Origin of the sequence: Ralstonia sp. AU12-08, assembly GCF_000442475.1 — a bacterium.
GTDB classification, from domain to species: Bacteria; Pseudomonadota; Gammaproteobacteria; order Burkholderiales; family Burkholderiaceae; genus Ralstonia; species Ralstonia insidiosa.
Genome location: NZ_ASZV01000005.1, coordinates 244,916 through 259,726 on the forward strand (window position 1 = coordinate 244,916; position 14,811 = coordinate 259,726).

Sequence of the window (14,811 nt, forward strand, 5' to 3'; positions counted from 1 at the left end):
TTTTGGGGCTATCGCGTGCGATGGGCGCGCAGGTTGTTTTTGACGCCGTCGCATTCCGCCGCCCAGAACATCGTCACATCGACCAGGTGCGACGACGAGGTTACCGCGTCGTCCGCGTGGTCGTGGTGAGCGTGATGGTTTGGCTGCTTGCGCACGGGCGTCCTGTTGGTGGGGTGCGTGGTCAGGCCTGGCGGCGCAACTCGGCCGGTGCAATGCGCATCAGCCCGCGATACTTCGACACCGTGCGGCGCGCAACGATCACACCTTGCTCGGCCAGCATCTTGGCGAGCGACACATCGGAGAGCGGCGCATCGGCATCTTCGGCTTCGATCATTTCCTTGAGCAGCGCCCGCACCGCTGCCGCTGAACATGCACCGCCTGTGTCGGTGGCGAGCTGGCGTGAGAAGAAATGCTTGAACTCGAAGATGCCGCGCGGCGTGGCCATGTACTTGTTGCCGGTGGCGCGCGAGATGGTCGACTCATGCAGGCCAAGCTCTTCGGCCACATCGCGCAGTACCAGCGGTTTCATCGCCACCTCGCCGTATTCCAGAAAGTGCTTCTGGTGCGCGACGATGGCCTCGGCCACGCGCTGAATGGTGGCAAAGCGCTGCTGCGCGTTGCGGATCAGCCAGCGTGCTTCCTGCAACTGGTGCGCCAGCGGCGTGCGACTGTGGCCGCGCGTCTGCGCAAAGAGTTCGGCATAGACCTTGTTGATGCGCGCGCACGGCGCCACCGCCGGATTGGTGACAGCCACCCATTTGCCCTTGATCTTGGTGACAAACACATCCGGCACGATGTAGCCCGCATGCGTCTGAGAGAAGCGCTGCCCCGGGCGCGGGTCCAGCGCGCGGATCAGTGCACAGGCGTCGCGCAGTTCCTCCTCGGTGCAGCTGAGTGCGCGGCGCATCTGCGCGAACTCGCGCTTGGCCAGGCGCGGAAGATGGCTGTGCACGATGTCTTGTGCGATCTCCTGAATGCGTTCTTCGGCATCGGTATCTGCCGGGCGCGCCTCGATCTGCAAGCGCAGGCATTCGGACAGATCGCGCGCCGCCACGCCCGGCGGGTCCAGGCTCTGCACCAGCGCCAGCGCGATCTGCATTTCCTTCTCGGTGGGCACGGGCTCCACGGGTGCCAGTGGGATCAACTCAGAGAGCAACTGGCGCAGGTAGCCATCGTCGTCCAGCGCTTCAACCACGGTCTGCGCCAGTACACGGTCGCGGTCCGACAGGCGGTAGCTCAGCAACTCTTCGTGCAGGTGTTCGCGCAGGCTCGGCGTGGCGTGCACCCATTCGCCGATGTCGCTGTCTTCACCATCGCCATGGTGGCTGCCGTTGTGGCTGTAATAGGTGCTGAAGTCTGCAGGAAATTCTTCCGATGCGGCGATGGCTGGATCGGTTTCGATGGCGCTGGTGGTGGTCTCCAGCGGCATTGCATCGGCGTGCGAGGTGTCAGCGATCGCACCGTCCGACTCGATGGATGCCGGCACTTCAACCGTGCGAGCAATGCCACCGGCCTGGGCCTGCGCGCCCGCCTCGTGTTCGACCTCTTCCAGGAACGGGTTGCTGGCGAGCGCTTCTTGCATTTCCTGCGCAAATTCGTTGGCGGACAACTGCAACAGCTTCACGGACTGCTGCAGTCGCGGCGTCAGCGCGAGATGCTGCTTCGCACGCATTTCGAGAGCGGCCTTGATCATTCGCCTTGCCTCCTTCGGGTGAGTGGGCGCCGGTCTTGCGACCGACATGACTCTCCATCGATGCAAAGCGTGTGCCATGTCAGAAAACGCAGTTGCGACAAGGCTTTGCAGGCGGCAGGCACGCCGTTTCTACATGGTCATGTCGTTTTTATATGCGCAGTGTTGCCGGCGCATGACAGTGTTGTGCGTGCACGCAGGCCGCATCGCGCAATGGCAATGGGTGGCACGGCAGGTACATGCGTTGCTGCGGTGACCGGGGAAACCGGCTGCACGCCGCCTTCGCGTTCCACCACCGTCACACGTAAGGAGAAACCGATGCAATCACGCACGCTGACTGCCGCCCTCGCGGGCACCATCCTGGCCCTCGGGATGACAACAGCCCAGGCCCAGACCAACCCCGCTCAGGCAGATGCGCCCACCAATGCGCCCAAGGCGGCCACGGATGCCATGCCTGCTGACGGCAATGCCGAAGGCGCCAAGCCAAAGGCCAGGCAGAAGAAGTCGCACCACGCGAAGTCTTCGAGTAAGTCAGGCGGATCGGGCAGCGCCAGTGCGGGTGATACGTCGGGCGCGGCCAAGCAAAGCCAGTAGCCGATCCGTCCAACGAACCACACATGAGGAGACCCGCCATGCGAGTCCAATCTTTGACGCTACCGCAGGCGGACCGAACGGGATCCGCAGCGCAGAAAACAGCGGAACCCGTGCCACGCCGTGCGCCGCATGAGCACCCGGGCGAGCGCACGCGCACGCATCCGCGCTGATGCGTTCAGCGCGGATGCGTACGGTGTACGGTTTGCGACGTCGAGGAAGCGCCGGATCAGGCCGCCATGCCGGCGGTGGCCGTGGTCTGGTAGAGGTCGAGCCGGTTGTAGAGCGTCTTCAGGCTCACGCCCAGCGTCTTGGCCGCCTGGCGCTTGTCACCATGAAAGTGCTCCAGCGTGGCCAGGATCAGCGTGCGTTGCGCATCGGCCAGCGTCACGCCCACCGACAGGCTCAGCACACCTTCCTTGACGCTGGGCTGTGCAGGGCCGCGCGGCGATGCCAGCGGGGCGGTCAGTTCGATGGTCTTCTCGCCGAGGATGTAGCCGCGGTGCACCGCATTGCGCAGCTCGCGCACGTTGCCCGGCCATGCATGGTTGCGCAACGCGCCCAGTGCCGCGCGCGAGAACACCTTGTCGGTCTGATGCGCAGCATTGAACTGCGCCAGGAAATGCAGGGCCAGCTCTTCGATGTCGTCGTCGCGCTCGCGCAGCGGCGGCACGTGCAGTGGCACCACGGCCAGGCGGTACATCAGGTCTTCACGAAAGGCGCCGTCGGCCACGGCTTCCATCAAGTTGCGGTTGGTGGCCGCAATGATGCGCGCGCGCGTCTGGATCGGCTCGGTGCCGCCCACGCGCATGAAGACGCCGGTCTCCAGCACGCGCAGCAGCTTGACCTGCATCTCCACCGGCATCTCGGTGATCTCGTCCAGGAAGATGGTGCCGCCGCTGGCGTGCTCGAAGTAGCCGATATGGCGCTGCGCCGCGCCGGTAAAGCTGCCCTTCTCGTGGCCGAACAACTCGGACTCGATCAGGTTGGGCGAAATGGCGCCGCAGTTGACGGCAATGAAGGCTTGGTCGGCACGTGCACTCATGTCATGCACGGTGTTCGCAATCAGCTCTTTGCCGGTGCCCGACTCGCCCATGATGAGCACGGTGGCCAGCGTGTTCGACACCTTGCCGATCTGGCTGTACAGCGCGCGCATCACCGGCGAGCGGCCGTAGAGGTGGCCGAAATCGGGTTCCGCGATGGTCGGGGTGCCGGTTTCAGCCGGCACGTGATCGGCATCGTCAATTTCGGCAATGTCGGTCAGGCCCGGGGGGCAGCGTAGGCGCCCGGCAGTGACTGCACGATCGAAGGCGTTGGCTTCGCTCAAGGACATGGCTCCCTCGTGGTCGGTCACGACGGGGACGTTCCGGCACGGAGCCGCCTGTTCAGCGATGCTGGCTCTCGATGGCTTGGCGCGTCGTCATCCCGTCACATTGTGTGGAAAGTTGAGCCATTATCGGGGCCGCTTTAGCGCGTTGTATGTCAGGCATGCGCTGACGTTTCGGCCATCCTGTCGGCCAAACGCTGACAAGAAACGGGCCCGAGACGCTGGCGGGGCGCAGGTTTTACGCCCGCTTCTGCTTTTTAGGCGGCCTATCGTGTCCATCGGTTGTCCATTCGGGCCGATGGGTGGCGAAGCCGTGACCTTCTCATCTATGCTGGGATCGCGCCTGCCTGGTCGGGCTGACCACTCGGCGTGATGCCGCCGCGTCTTTTCTTGCACGCGAGCGTGTAAAAGTTACCGGTTTGCGCACTGGCAACCAGGACTTGGCTGCGCAATCGCTGCGCCCCTCGCCAAGCGTGTCGGCGATGGAATACTTTTTGCACCTGCCGCTTGCCCGCGCATGGAAGGCCCGCAGTTGCCCCGCGCATTGACCGCCGACGGTCCAATCGAACCGCTGGCCACCCAATCGAATCGAGATGCCACATATTCTGATTGTCGAAGACGATGCCAACGCTCGCGCCGCCCTGGGTGAGCTGGTGAGTGCGGAAGGGTTCACCACTGCGCAAGCCGGCTCGCTGCGCGATGCGCGTATTCAGATGACGCGTCACAGCCCCGACGCCATCCTGATCGACCTGCTGCTGCCCGACGGCAACGGCATGGACTTGATGGAAGACATCGCGCCGCACTCCGGTACCGAGATCATCGTCATGACCGGCCATGCCAGTGTGGAGACTGCTGTCGAGGCGCTGCGCATGGGCGCGGCCGACTACCTCGTGAAGCCGGTCAATTTCCAGCGCTTGAAATCCGTGCTTGCGCGCATCCCGCGCCCGGGTGATCTAAAGGCCGAGATCGGCAATCTGCGCGGCGAGCTGCGCCGGCTCGGCCTGTTCGGCCAGATGCTCGGCAACTCGCCGGCCATGCAGACGCTGTACGACCAAGTCAGCCGCGTGGCGCCCACCGAGGCGACCGTGCTGCTCATCGGCGAATCCGGCACCGGTAAGGAGCTGGCCGCACAGACCATCCACGACTTGAGCCTGCGTCGCAAGCAGCCCTTCCTGCCGGTCAACTGCGGCGCCATTTCGCCCAACCTGATCGAGTCGGAAATGTTCGGCCACGAGCGCGGCAGCTTTACCGGCGCCGACCGCCAGCACAAGGGCTACTTCGAGCGCGCCAACGGCGGCACGCTGTTCCTTGATGAAATTACCGAAATGCCGATCGAGCTGCAGGTGAAACTGCTACGCGTGCTGGAAACCGGCGTGTTCATGCGCGTGGGCACCAACCGCGAGATCGACTCCGACGTGCGCGTGATTGCCGCCACCAACCGCGACCCGGAAGAAGCCGTGGCCGACGGCAAGCTGCGTGCTGATCTGTACCACCGCCTGAACGTGTTCCCGCTGCAACTGCCGCCGCTGCGCGAGCGCGGCAAGGACGTCGACCTGCTGGCGCAGCATTTCCTGGACCAGCTCAACGCGCAGAACAACACCAAGAAGGCATTCCTGCCGTCCGTACCATCGGCCATGGACACGCTGCGTGCCTACAACTGGCCCGGCAACGTGCGCGAGCTGCGCAACTATGTGCAGCGCGCGTTCATCCTGTCGGACGACGCGGGCATCGACATAGCCAACGTGCCGCTGCAGGTGTCGAGCACGCAAACCACGTCCAGCTCTACGCTGACGATTCCGGTGGGCACGTCACTGGCCAGTGCCGACAAGAAGATCATCCTGGCTACGCTGGAGCAATGCGGCGGCGTGAAGAAGCGTGCGGCCGAGCTGCTCGGCATCAGCCTGAAGACGCTCTACAACCGCCTGGAGGAATACGGCAACAGCAACAGCGAAGACGGTGACGACGGCACCCATTCAGGGTCGGGCCGACCGCACGCCACCGAGGCGTAGGCCGCGCACATCGGTGATGTTTCGGGCGCGGTACGCAGCTTGCTGACGGTGGGTATCCATACCCCACAGGAGGTTGCCATGCTGCCGCAGTGACAGTGCTGTGCCTGGCCGTCATCTTTTTCATCATCGCGCTGATCGCGGCCGTGCTCGGGTTTGGCGGCATTGCCGCCAGCGCCGCCGGCATTGCCAAGATTCTGTTCATGATCTTCGTGGTGCTGTTTGTGGTGAGTCTGCTTTGGGGCCTGGTGGCCGGGCGCCGATAAGGGCGCAGCCAACCTCGTGCGCGTGCCTATCGACACGCAATGCCACCTCTCAGGAGCGCAGACCCATGGAACCGTCCCAGACCAACCCGTTTCCCAAATCCGATGGCAACGGCAACCTGATCCGCGAAGATGTGGCGCAGGCGGCCGAGCGCGTCAAGGCGACGACCGCGGAGGCCATCGACCGCACTGCCGGCGCGGCCGCCGATGCACTCGATGAGGTCGCCGCCCGGCGCGCGCAGTGGCGCGCATCACGGCAGCGCTTTGCCAACGATGCGGCGGACTGCATGCGCACGCATCCGCTGGCGACCATCGCGCTGGCCTTTGGCGCAGGCTTTCTCATCAGCCGGCTGCTGGGCAGCGACGACGACTGAGCCCCTGCCCCTGCTTGCGCGTATGCTGCGGGCTGACTACGCTCGAAGGCGGCGCGGGCTTGCCCGCGCCCCTCTCCTCAAGGACCATTCATGCGCCTGGCTGCCTTTTTCATCGACCGCGATGTGCTCAAGCGTTCCGCCCAGGTGCTGATCGGGGCGGCACGGCAGTGGTCTGTGCACCGCGCGGCCAGCAAGGGTGCGGCGCTGTCGTTCTACACGCTGTTCTCGATGGCGCCGGTGCTGGTGCTGGTGATCTCGATTGCCGGGCTGTTCTTTGGTGAACAGGCTGCGCGCGGCGAGATCTTCGGGCAAATCAGAGGCCTCGTGGGCGACCAAGGCGCTGCGGCGGTGGAGACGGTGCTGGCCGCCACCAAGCGCTCCGGCCACGGCCTGTTTGCCGCTGTGATGGCCGTTGTGCTGCTGGTGATTGGCGCCACCAGCGCCTTCTCCGAACTCAAGAGCAGCCTCGATGAACTGTGGGAAGTGCCGCCGCGCCAGCAGGCGGGGCTATGGGGGTTGCTGCGCGCGCGGCTGCTGTCGTTCAGCCTGATACTGGTGCTGGCCTTTCTGCTGCTGGTCTCGCTCATCGTCAATGCGGCATTGGCGGTGGTTCAGCGCTTCTGGGGCGAGATCTGGGCGGGTGCGGGCTTCTTCGCACCGGTGGCAGAGGTCATGTCTTCCGCCTTTGCGTTTGCGGTGGTGTCGCTGTTGTTCGGCACCATTTTCAAGATGCTGCCCGAGACGCGCGTGGCCTGGCGTGACGTGGCCCTGGGCGCGGTGGTGACGGCGCTGTTGTTCTCGCTCGGCAAGCGCTTCATCGGGTTGTATCTCGGCAGCAGTGCGGTGGCGTCTTCCTATGGCGCAGCCGGGTCCGTGGTGGCGCTGATGTTGTGGATCTACTATTCCGCGCAGATTTTCTTTTTCGGCGCGCTGGTCACGCGCCAGTACGCGTTGCTGTTCGGCAGCCGCAAGGAAGAGGCGATGGGGGTAACGGGAGCGACCGGCGCTACCACGCAAGCCGCGCTGCTCAACCCAACGCTGGCGGCGGGTTCCGCCAACGGCACGCGCGACAGCGGACGCTAGTCCCGCGCGACGGCTCCAGCAGCACCTCTGTCACACCGGCCAAGCAGATCGCCAGCGCCGGATGCTGACGCATGGAACGGCTGGCCTACTCCGACACATTCGCGCACAGCGTCTTCAATTGTTCGGTACGCCGGTCAAATTGCGTGAGCGCGCGGGAGCCCTCGCCTGCCAGCCGGTCAATGGCCTCGGTCGTGGTGTGTTCACGCGCTGCGCGGTGTGATCAATCTGCGGGTGCAAGGGCATGGCGGTGGCGCCGTCGGACGGCGGTCTGGGGTTCCGCTCTGTCATGACGGGCTCCTGCTGTGCGATGGCAAACATAGCCCAGCAACCGCCATGCCCCGATACGCCGCGCCCCAAAACAAAAGGGCCACGACTGTGGCCCTGGATACAGGTGAAAAAAAACGACGCGACTAGCCGACCGTCACCACGGTCTTGCGCACGACCAAGATTTCCGCTTGCAGAGCGAGTGCTGCGAGTGCCCGCAGGCTGTCCTGCGGCAACGCCTTGATCCGCTTGCGGCGATTGGCGGCACGCTGCTGACGCGCCGCACGCAGGCTTTCCGCGTCGAGTTGCCATGCCTTACGGGTGGTCTCGAGAATGCGCTGCACTGCGGGATCAACAGGGGTTCGACTACGCACGATTGGACTCCTTACTTCTTAACTTCTTGCTTGCTTTCAATGTCGCAAAGCACCACACCGTGTGGGTTTCGCGGCGGACTCCACAATACGGGAGCTTCATGACAACTTCGATAACACCGTCTCCGAAAGGGTTGTCGGAGCATTCCGACACCCTATTGGTCTCCGCCATCCGGCGGACGGTTCCTACGGAGTTTCCCTTGCTTGGGCGCCGGGTCAGTTGATCCTAAGCAAGGTCGCCGATCGCGTACAATCTCGGCTGCCCCCTGGGTTGGCAACCCCGACAACCCCGATCGGGCAGTTCATCGGCCGTCAGGATGACCCCCGCCGGCCAGCGCACACGCCACGTGCGCATTCATCCGCATTTTTCACCCCTCCCTTTCGGTTTTTGCCCGTGAGTACGCTGCAGCAGGAGATCCGGCGCCGCCGGACGTTCGCCATCATTGCCCACCCGGATGCGGGTAAAACCACGCTGACCGAAAAGCTGCTCTGGTTTGGCGGCGCTATCCAGATGGCCGGCGCCGTGCGCGCGCGCAAGGCCAATCGCCATGCCACCTCCGACTGGATGGAGATGGAAAAGCAGCGCGGCATCTCGGTGACGTCCTCGGTGATGCAGTTTCCGTATCAGAACGAGGGCGGCGACTACATCGTCAACCTGCTCGACACCCCGGGCCACGAAGACTTCTCGGAAGACACGTACCGCACGCTTACGGCCGTCGACTCCGCCGTGATGGTGATCGACTCCGTCAACGGTGTGGAAGCGCAGACCATCAAGCTGCTCAACGTCTGCCGCCTGCGCAGCACGCCTATCCTCACGTTCATCAACAAGCTCGACCGCGAAGGCCGCGCGCCCATCGAACTGCTCGACGAAATCGAAAGCGTGCTGCAGATCCAGTGCGCGCCGATGACGTGGCCGATCGGCATGGGCAAGTCGTTCAAGGGTGTGTATCACCTCGTGAACGACACGGTGCAGCTGTTCGACCCGAACGCCGACAGCGAGAAGGGTGCAACCGCCGGCCTGATCCAGGGTCTCGATAATCCCGAGCTGGACCGCGTGCTCGGTTCGCAGGCCGAAGAGTTGCGCATCGACATCGAACTGGTGCGCGGTGCGTCGCACACGTTCGACAAAGAGGCGTTCCTGGCCGGCAAGCAGTGCCCGGTGTACTTCGGCTCGGCGGTGAACAACTTTGGTGTGCAGTCGCTGCTCGACGCGCTGGTGGGCCAGTCGCCGGAGCCGCTGGCGCGCCCCACCGAGACGCGCGAAGTCAAGCCGCTGGAAGAGAAGTTCACCGGCTTCGTCTTCAAGATCCAGGCCAACATGGACCCGAAGCACCGCGACCGCATCGCCTTCGTGCGCGTGTGCTCGGGCCGCTTCGAGCGCGGCATGAAGCTGCTGCAGGTGTCGACCGGCAAGACGGTGTCCATCAACAACGCCATCACCTTTATGGCGCAGGATCGCAACACCACCGAAGAGGCGTTTGCCGGCGACATCATCGGTGTGCCCAACCACGGCACGATCCGACTGGGTGATGCGTTTACCGAAGGCGAGACGCTGAAGTTCACGGGCATCCCGTCGTTTGCGCCGGAATTCTTCCGCCGCGCGCGTCTGAACAACCCGCTGCGGCTCAAGCAACTGCAGAAGGGGTTGCAGCAATTGGCCGAAGAAGGCGCTACGCAGATGTTCCGTCCGATTGCGTCGAACGATCTCGTGCTGGGTGCCGTCGGTATCCTGCAGTTTGACGTGGTGGCGCACCGCCTGGAGCACGAATACGGCGTCGATGCCATTTTCGAGCCGCACGAATGCGCGACTGCCCGCTGGCTCAAGGGCAAGCCGGAAGACATCGACAAGCTGATCGACAAGGCCGGCCACAACGTGGCGCTGGATGGTGCCGGTGACTACGTCTACCTGGCGCCGAGCAACGTGAACCTGCGGCTGACGCAGGAGCGGTTTCCGGATATCCAGTTCCTGGAGACGCGGGAAATCGTTTAAGACGATGCGCAAGACGAAACGGGGCCGAGTGCCGCGTTTTTCTTTGTGCGCTATCGGCCGTCCAACCGCCGCTGGCGCTGTATCCGCACCCGTATCGCATCCAGCCCACCGCCCGCATCCAACACCGCATCATCCGCAAACACACCTAGTGCCAGACGCGCGAGCGTGCCGCCGCCTGGCACCTCCACCGCCATGCGCGCACCGCGTTCAAGCGCATGCCGCAGCGTGTCGTGCCAGAGCACGGGCCGTGCCATGTTCCACGCAAGGTCTTCAACGATGAGGGGCGCGCGGAAGAGCGCGCGTGCACGGCTGCTGCTCACATAGGTGATGTGCGGTGCGTGGGCGGCGACCTTTATGGTGGCTGTAGCCAGTTTGGCGGCCTGCACATCAAGCAACGGACAGTGCGACGGCACTGCCATGCACAACCGCGTTGCCGTTGATGCGCCTGCCGCTTGCGCGAGCGCGATGACCTGCGCGAGTGCAGCATCGCTGCCCGCCACCACAATCTGCCGTTCCGCGTTCAGGTTGGCAACATAAGCGGGCGTTGCCGCCGAGTTGACCTGCGCGACGATGGCGGCGACCTCCGGTTCGGTCAGGCCGGCGGTGACGGCCATGCCGTAGCCACTCGGATAGGCGTCTTCCATGAGCTGCCCACGCAGGCGGACGAGGCGCAGTGCATCACTGAAATCTAGTACCCCTGCCACGACGGCTGCAGGCCACGCACCGATCGACAGGCCAGCCACCATATCCGGCGCCGCATCCTGCCGAACAAGCGTGCGCGCTACAGCGACACTGGCGATCAGTAGACAGAGTTGAACCGCCACGGTCGACCGCAATGCCTCTGCGGTATCGAGCGTGAGCGGATCGACGCCCAGCACGTCACCCGCTTCGGCCAGGGCTTGCGCGACAGCCCGATCTGCGGGCAGCGTGTGCAGCATGCCCACGCGCTGGCTGCCCTGGCCGGGGAACATGAAGAGGATGCTCATGCGCCATCGTCCCATGGGTCTGCGACGAGGCGTGGGCCGTTGTCGGTCTTGAGCAACGTCTTGTGTGGCGAGGCCAGCCAGTCGCGGAAGGCGAAGCCGCCGTGGCCGGTGTCGATCTGCAGGTCAACGCGGCATTCGGTGTCGTCCAGCAGATGCACGAGGTGGTCACGCTGCGTGGCCGACGGTGCAGTCGGCATGCGCACGACGAGGTCGAGATCGCTGTCCGCGTGCAAAACCGGCAAACCGGTGGCGAGCGCAAAGCCCGCACCGCCGGTCGGCCCCCATGCCCAGCCGAGGGCATCGAGTGGGGGGGCCAACGCGCGCAAGGTGCGCAGTGCTGCAAACGGAGCGTCGTGTGCGATCGCTGGGGCGGTGGTCGCCAGCGTTTCCGGCGTGACCACACGCGCGATGGCACTGGCCGCGATGGTGCCTGCGCAGCGCTCGCTTCGTACGCTGCCGCGCAGCCCTACCGGGATCGACCCATCCGCGCCGCGCGGCGCACGACGCACGACGACGGGCGCACCTTGCCGACATGCCGCGATGGCCCAGTCCGGCAAGGGTGCGCCGTCTGCTGTTGTGGGCATCGTGGATACCCACAGCAGGTCGTGCGCGCCGTATGCCTGCTGTGGCGTTTGCGTCATGCGATCAGCGCCTTCGTGGCGAGGAACAGGACCGATGGCCCGAGCAAGCAACCGATGCCCGTATGGAACGTCGCCACCAGCGAGCCGTAGGGCACCAGGCGCCGGTCGGTAGCAGCCAGCCCAGCCGACACGCCGCTGACCGTACCCGCCAACCCGCCGAACACCATGGCCGCACGCGGGTTGTTCAGGCCCAATGCCTTGGCCGCGAATGGCGTGCCGACCATCACCAGGATCGCCTTGACGAGGCCCGTGGCAATCGACAACGCCATCACATCGGAGCTGGCACCCAGCGCCGCGCCCGTTACCGGCCCGACAATGTACGTGACGGCACCCGCGCCGATGGTGGTGACGCTCACCGCGTCGGTATAGCCAAAGGCGTAGGCAACGCACGCCCCGACGATGAATGGCAGCACCGTCCCCAGCAGCAGCGAGACGGCGCCGATCAGGCCGGCCTTGCGTGCTTCGGTTACCTGCACCTCAAAGGCCGTAGCGACGATGGCGAAATCGCGCAGCATGGCACCGCCCATCAGGCCGATGCCGCCGAACAGCTTCAGGTCAGCCAGACCTCGCTCGCCGCCCGTCTGCACGCCACCCCAGTAGGCCAGCACCAGCCCGATCATGATGGCGATGGCGGAGCCGTGCACACGCCCAAACGTCAGCTTTTTCGACAACCACATCGACAGGCCCATGACGATGCCGACCAGCGCAAAGGCGGCGACCAGCCCGTTGTGCTGCAGAACTTTCTCTAGCATTGACAGCATGGTGGGGCTCCTTAGGCGCGGACTTGTTCGGATTCAGACAGCGGTGGCAGCGGTTGCCGGTCTTCTGCCTTGCCTGTGCGGTTGATGAGTGCGATGCACACACCGCACACCACCACCGCGCCGATCGCGCCGAGCAGTGCGACGGGGCCGCCGCGCAGTGCCGTCACCACGTTTTGCGTGGCGGCCATTGCCACCACCACGGGGATGTACATCGCGCCCCAGAACGAGACGCCTGCCTCTGTTGCGGCCGGCATGAGGCCACGCTTATGCAAGTAGAGGCGCGCGAAGATCAGCAGCAGCATGGCGATGCCCACGCCGCCTACATTGGCTTTCACGCCGATGGCCTGGCCGAGCAAGTCGCCCAGGAAGAGGCCGGCGAGATGACATAGCGCCAGCAGGGTCGTACCGTAGATGATCACGTCTTTGTCTCCTGAAGGAACGGCGATTTATCGCCTGTTATGGGTGTTGTGGTGATCGAGGGTTAGAAACTGTTTTCTTTTTGCTGGTGGTGCATCCTTTGTTTCATCCCCTGCCGGGGCTGACTTACTTTCTTTGTCTTGCCAAAGAAAGTAAGCAAAGAAAGGCGCGCCCGAGATGGCGACCTCCTCCTTGAATTTCTGTAACCGGGCGGAGATGGGGAAAACTCGCTTCGCTCAAACAGTTCCCCATCTTTTTTCCGCCCGCTTACAGAAATTCAAGGCGCCATCTAGGGCAGGGTACGGCCACACCGTCTGGGCGCTTGCGTTGGCGCCCAGGTCATTTCTCGTTGGGCTATGTGTTCTCCGCTTGCGCGTTCCATTGCGCGCGCAGGCGTTCGCGCACTTGTGATGAGGCTTGGCGCAGCGGCGCGCCGAGTCGGCTCTCCAGACCGCGCGATGGGTCTGCGGCAATGTCGGCTAACGCTGCGGCGAGTGCGGTTTGCACCGTGTCGACGTCGCCTGCATCGGGCGCGTTGGCCGATTTGACCTTCAGCAATTTCCACAGCAACCCGAGCGACGCGAAGCTGGCGATGTCGTAGGCCATGGGCGGAATTTCCTGCGCGAGGCGTTCTAGGTCGGCCACGGAGCGCAGCGTCACGCGTGCAGCAGCAGCTTTACCCATCGCGTGCACCATCACCTCGGCATCGTCGAGGGCGAGCAGGCGGTTGGCCTGATAGCCGTGTGCTAGCAGTGCGCCAGACATGGCACGCCCGACGATCAGGCCGATCACCGGGTGACCGGCGAGTCGTGCGGCGGCGTAGGCATCAGCGGCGGCGGCCAGTGCGAGGTGGATGCCGTAGGCTTCCTCTCGGCGCCCATAGGCTTGGCTGGCGACATCAATGACCGCAACGATGGCGCGTTTCTTCTCTTGTCCGGCGTCTTCGGCCATGACATCACGTACGGCGCGGGCGAGTTGCCAGCCTTCCATGAGGCCGACTTCACCATTGCGTGCGCGGGGGAAGCGGTTTTCTGCATCGGGCACGACGGCGATGTAGCGCGCGGGTTGGTCGGCGAGGGTGCCATCGACGACTTGCAGGGTGCTGCCGTAACCGGCGACGGGCGTGCCGCTGGCGAGCGCGCGCATCCAGGTGGTGCCGCGCGTGGAAAGTGGGGTCTGGCTCATGCTGGATCCTTTGCTGCGTGCGTTCCGTAGAGCGTGCGCACATCTTCGGCGGTGACTTGGCGCGTGGTGTCGACGGCGGCGAGGCGGTCGAGGTGCAGGTCAATCTGTTCGCTGCGCTGGTGCTTGGGTGCGCCGGCACGCAGCCATTCGATGACTTGAGCTCGGATGGCGACGGAATCGTCTTCGATACACACATCGGCCAAGCCCGTGGCGGCGCGCTGTTCGCCCCCGGTCAGGCTCCAGATGAAGGGCCGGTCGCGCGAGTCGTATTCCTCAATGCCGGCTTCCTGTTCGATCACCTGCGGACCGTTGAGGCCCAGGCGTGCTTCGCGCGTCATCAGCAGGTAGCTGCACAGGCCCGCTGCGATGCTCATGCCGCCAAAGCAGCCGACGACACCTGCGGTGATGCCGATCACCGGGCCGTACTCACGCAGCGCGCGGATGCCTGCATGGATTTCAGCGATGGCCGCGAGGCCAAGGTTGGCTTCTTGCAGTCGCACGCCGCCCGTCTCGAAGACGATGACAGCGCGGGTCGGGATGCCGTTGCGGTTGTCTTCCGCTGCCAACTCCAGTGCGCCGGCAATCTTGGCGCCGGACACCTCGCCCATGCTGCCGCCCTGGAAGGCGCCTTCAATGGCGAGCACCACGGCGGGTTGGCCGCCCAGCGTTCCGCGCGCCACCACCACGCCATCATCGGCCTGCGTGACGATGCCCTGGCGCGGCAGCCACGGAGATGTCAATTGCTCGAACGGGTCGAGCAACTCGCGGAAGGTGCCGGGATCGAGCAGGGCGATGGCGCGTCGGCGCGCATCGCGTTCGATAAAGCTGTCGCGTTCAATCGGGTTGCGTGACATGTCCTCTC

The 14,811-nt window shown here is 64.6% G+C and carries 15 protein-coding genes; 6 read left to right on the forward strand and 9 right to left on the reverse strand.

Features of this window, described 5'->3' with window-relative positions:
* Positions 1 to 181 precede the first annotated feature (181 nt).
* Entirely contained in the window at positions 182 to 1,693 is a 1,512-nt protein-coding gene (locus tag C404_RS34040) for an RNA polymerase factor sigma-54 (RefSeq protein ID WP_021193178.1), read from the reverse strand.
* 315 nt (positions 1,694 to 2,008) lie between these two features.
* Here C404_RS34040 and C404_RS34045 point away from each other — a divergent pair, with 315 nt between their 5' ends.
* On the forward strand, positions 2,009 to 2,284 hold the full coding sequence (locus C404_RS34045) for a hypothetical protein (protein ID WP_021193179.1): 276 nt from the start codon (positions 2,009 to 2,011) through the stop codon (positions 2,282 to 2,284).
* Positions 2,285 to 2,510: 226 nt separating this feature from the next.
* Here C404_RS34045 and C404_RS34050 read toward each other — a convergent pair whose 3' ends face one another.
* The gene (locus C404_RS34050) at positions 2,511 to 3,614 is read right to left on the reverse strand and encodes a sigma-54 interaction domain-containing protein (protein ID WP_021193180.1); all 1,104 of its coding nucleotides are present in this window, start codon (positions 3,612 to 3,614) and stop codon (positions 2,511 to 2,513) included.
* 587 nt (positions 3,615 to 4,201) lie between these two features.
* On the opposite strand from C404_RS34050, the gene C404_RS34055 reads away from it, so the two are divergent.
* The 4 genes from C404_RS34055 (at position 4,202) to C404_RS34070 (ending at position 7,334) form a co-directional block, all read left to right on the forward strand.
* Complete coding sequence (locus C404_RS34055) at positions 4,202 to 5,617, forward strand: sigma-54-dependent transcriptional regulator (protein ID WP_021193181.1); 1,416 nt, start codon at positions 4,202 to 4,204, stop codon at positions 5,615 to 5,617.
* Positions 5,618 to 5,712: 95 nt separating this feature from the next.
* Complete coding sequence (locus C404_RS59060; RefSeq protein WP_021193182.1) at positions 5,713 to 5,880, forward strand: DUF1328 domain-containing protein; 168 nt, start codon at positions 5,713 to 5,715, stop codon at positions 5,878 to 5,880.
* Positions 5,881 to 5,945: 65 nt separating this feature from the next.
* Positions 5,946 to 6,251, forward strand: a complete 306-nt coding sequence (locus tag C404_RS34065; RefSeq protein WP_021193183.1) for a membrane protein — start codon at positions 5,946 to 5,948, stop codon at positions 6,249 to 6,251.
* Positions 6,252 to 6,341: 90 nt separating this feature from the next.
* A complete protein-coding gene (locus C404_RS34070; protein ID WP_021193184.1) occupies positions 6,342 to 7,334 on the forward strand; it encodes a YihY/virulence factor BrkB family protein in 993 nt (330 codons plus the stop codon).
* A 410-nt stretch (positions 7,335 to 7,744) separates the two neighbouring features.
* On the opposite strand, the gene C404_RS34075 is transcribed toward C404_RS34070, so the two are convergent.
* Positions 7,745 to 7,972, reverse strand: a complete 228-nt coding sequence (locus C404_RS34075; RefSeq protein ID WP_031328816.1) for a hypothetical protein — start codon at positions 7,970 to 7,972, stop codon at positions 7,745 to 7,747.
* Positions 7,973 to 8,363: 391 nt separating this feature from the next.
* On the opposite strand from C404_RS34075, the gene C404_RS34080 reads away from it, so the two are divergent.
* The gene (locus C404_RS34080; RefSeq protein ID WP_021193186.1) at positions 8,364 to 9,959 is read left to right on the forward strand and encodes a peptide chain release factor 3; all 1,596 of its coding nucleotides are present in this window, start codon (positions 8,364 to 8,366) and stop codon (positions 9,957 to 9,959) included.
* 50 nt (positions 9,960 to 10,009) lie between these two features.
* On the opposite strand, the gene mdcH is transcribed toward C404_RS34080, so the two are convergent.
* The 6 genes from mdcH to C404_RS34110 form a co-directional block, all read right to left on the reverse strand.
* A complete protein-coding gene (mdcH, locus tag C404_RS34085) occupies positions 10,010 to 10,945 on the reverse strand; it encodes a malonate decarboxylase subunit epsilon (protein ID WP_021193187.1) in 936 nt (311 codons plus the stop codon).
* Positions 10,942 to 11,586: a malonate decarboxylase holo-ACP synthase gene (locus C404_RS34090; RefSeq protein ID WP_021193188.1), complete on the reverse strand. Its 645-nt coding sequence runs from the start codon at positions 11,584 to 11,586 to the stop codon at positions 10,942 to 10,944. Before C404_RS34090 ends, mdcH begins: the two co-directional genes overlap by 4 nt.
* Positions 11,583 to 12,347, reverse strand: a complete 765-nt coding sequence (gene madM / locus C404_RS34095) for a malonate transporter subunit MadM (RefSeq protein ID WP_021193189.1) — start codon at positions 12,345 to 12,347, stop codon at positions 11,583 to 11,585. The genes C404_RS34090 and madM overlap by 4 nt, the downstream gene beginning before the upstream one ends.
* Positions 12,348 to 12,358: 11 nt before the next feature.
* On the reverse strand, positions 12,359 to 12,766 hold the full coding sequence (gene madL / locus C404_RS34100) for a malonate transporter subunit MadL (protein ID WP_021193190.1): 408 nt from the start codon (positions 12,764 to 12,766) through the stop codon (positions 12,359 to 12,361).
* Between the two features lie 352 nt (positions 12,767 to 13,118).
* A complete protein-coding gene (mdcE, locus tag C404_RS34105) occupies positions 13,119 to 13,949 on the reverse strand; it encodes a biotin-independent malonate decarboxylase subunit gamma (protein WP_021193191.1) in 831 nt (276 codons plus the stop codon).
* On the reverse strand, positions 13,946 to 14,803 hold the full coding sequence (locus tag C404_RS34110) for a biotin-independent malonate decarboxylase subunit beta (protein WP_021193192.1): 858 nt from the start codon (positions 14,801 to 14,803) through the stop codon (positions 13,946 to 13,948). The genes mdcE and C404_RS34110 overlap by 4 nt, the downstream gene beginning before the upstream one ends.
* Positions 14,804 to 14,811 lie beyond the last annotated feature (8 nt).

Bases quoted from the DNA above. Each gene is read 5' to 3' on its own strand.
- C404_RS34040 (WP_021193178.1), bottom strand. From the start codon at position 1,693: ATGATCAAGGCCGCTCTCGAAATGCGTGCGAAGCAGCATCTCGCGCTG.
- C404_RS34045 (WP_021193179.1), top strand. From the start codon at position 2,009: ATGCAATCACGCACGCTGACTGCCGCCCTCGCGGGCACCATCCTGGCC.
- C404_RS34050 (WP_021193180.1), bottom strand. From the start codon at position 3,614: ATGTCCTTGAGCGAAGCCAACGCCTTCGATCGTGCAGTCACTGCCGGG.
- C404_RS34055 (WP_021193181.1), top strand. From the start codon at position 4,202: ATGCCACATATTCTGATTGTCGAAGACGATGCCAACGCTCGCGCCGCC.
- C404_RS34065 (WP_021193183.1), top strand. From the start codon at position 5,946: ATGGAACCGTCCCAGACCAACCCGTTTCCCAAATCCGATGGCAACGGC.
- C404_RS34070 (WP_021193184.1), top strand. From the start codon at position 6,342: ATGCGCCTGGCTGCCTTTTTCATCGACCGCGATGTGCTCAAGCGTTCC.
- mdcH (WP_021193187.1), bottom strand. From the start codon at position 10,945: ATGAGCATCCTCTTCATGTTCCCCGGCCAGGGCAGCCAGCGCGTGGGC.
- C404_RS34090 (WP_021193188.1), bottom strand. From the start codon at position 11,586: ATGACGCAAACGCCACAGCAGGCATACGGCGCGCACGACCTGCTGTGG.
- madM (WP_021193189.1), bottom strand. From the start codon at position 12,347: ATGCTGTCAATGCTAGAGAAAGTTCTGCAGCACAACGGGCTGGTCGCC.
- mdcE (WP_021193191.1), bottom strand. From the start codon at position 13,949: ATGAGCCAGACCCCACTTTCCACGCGCGGCACCACCTGGATGCGCGCG.
- C404_RS34110 (WP_021193192.1), bottom strand. From the start codon at position 14,803: ATGTCACGCAACCCGATTGAACGCGACAGCTTTATCGAACGCGATGCG.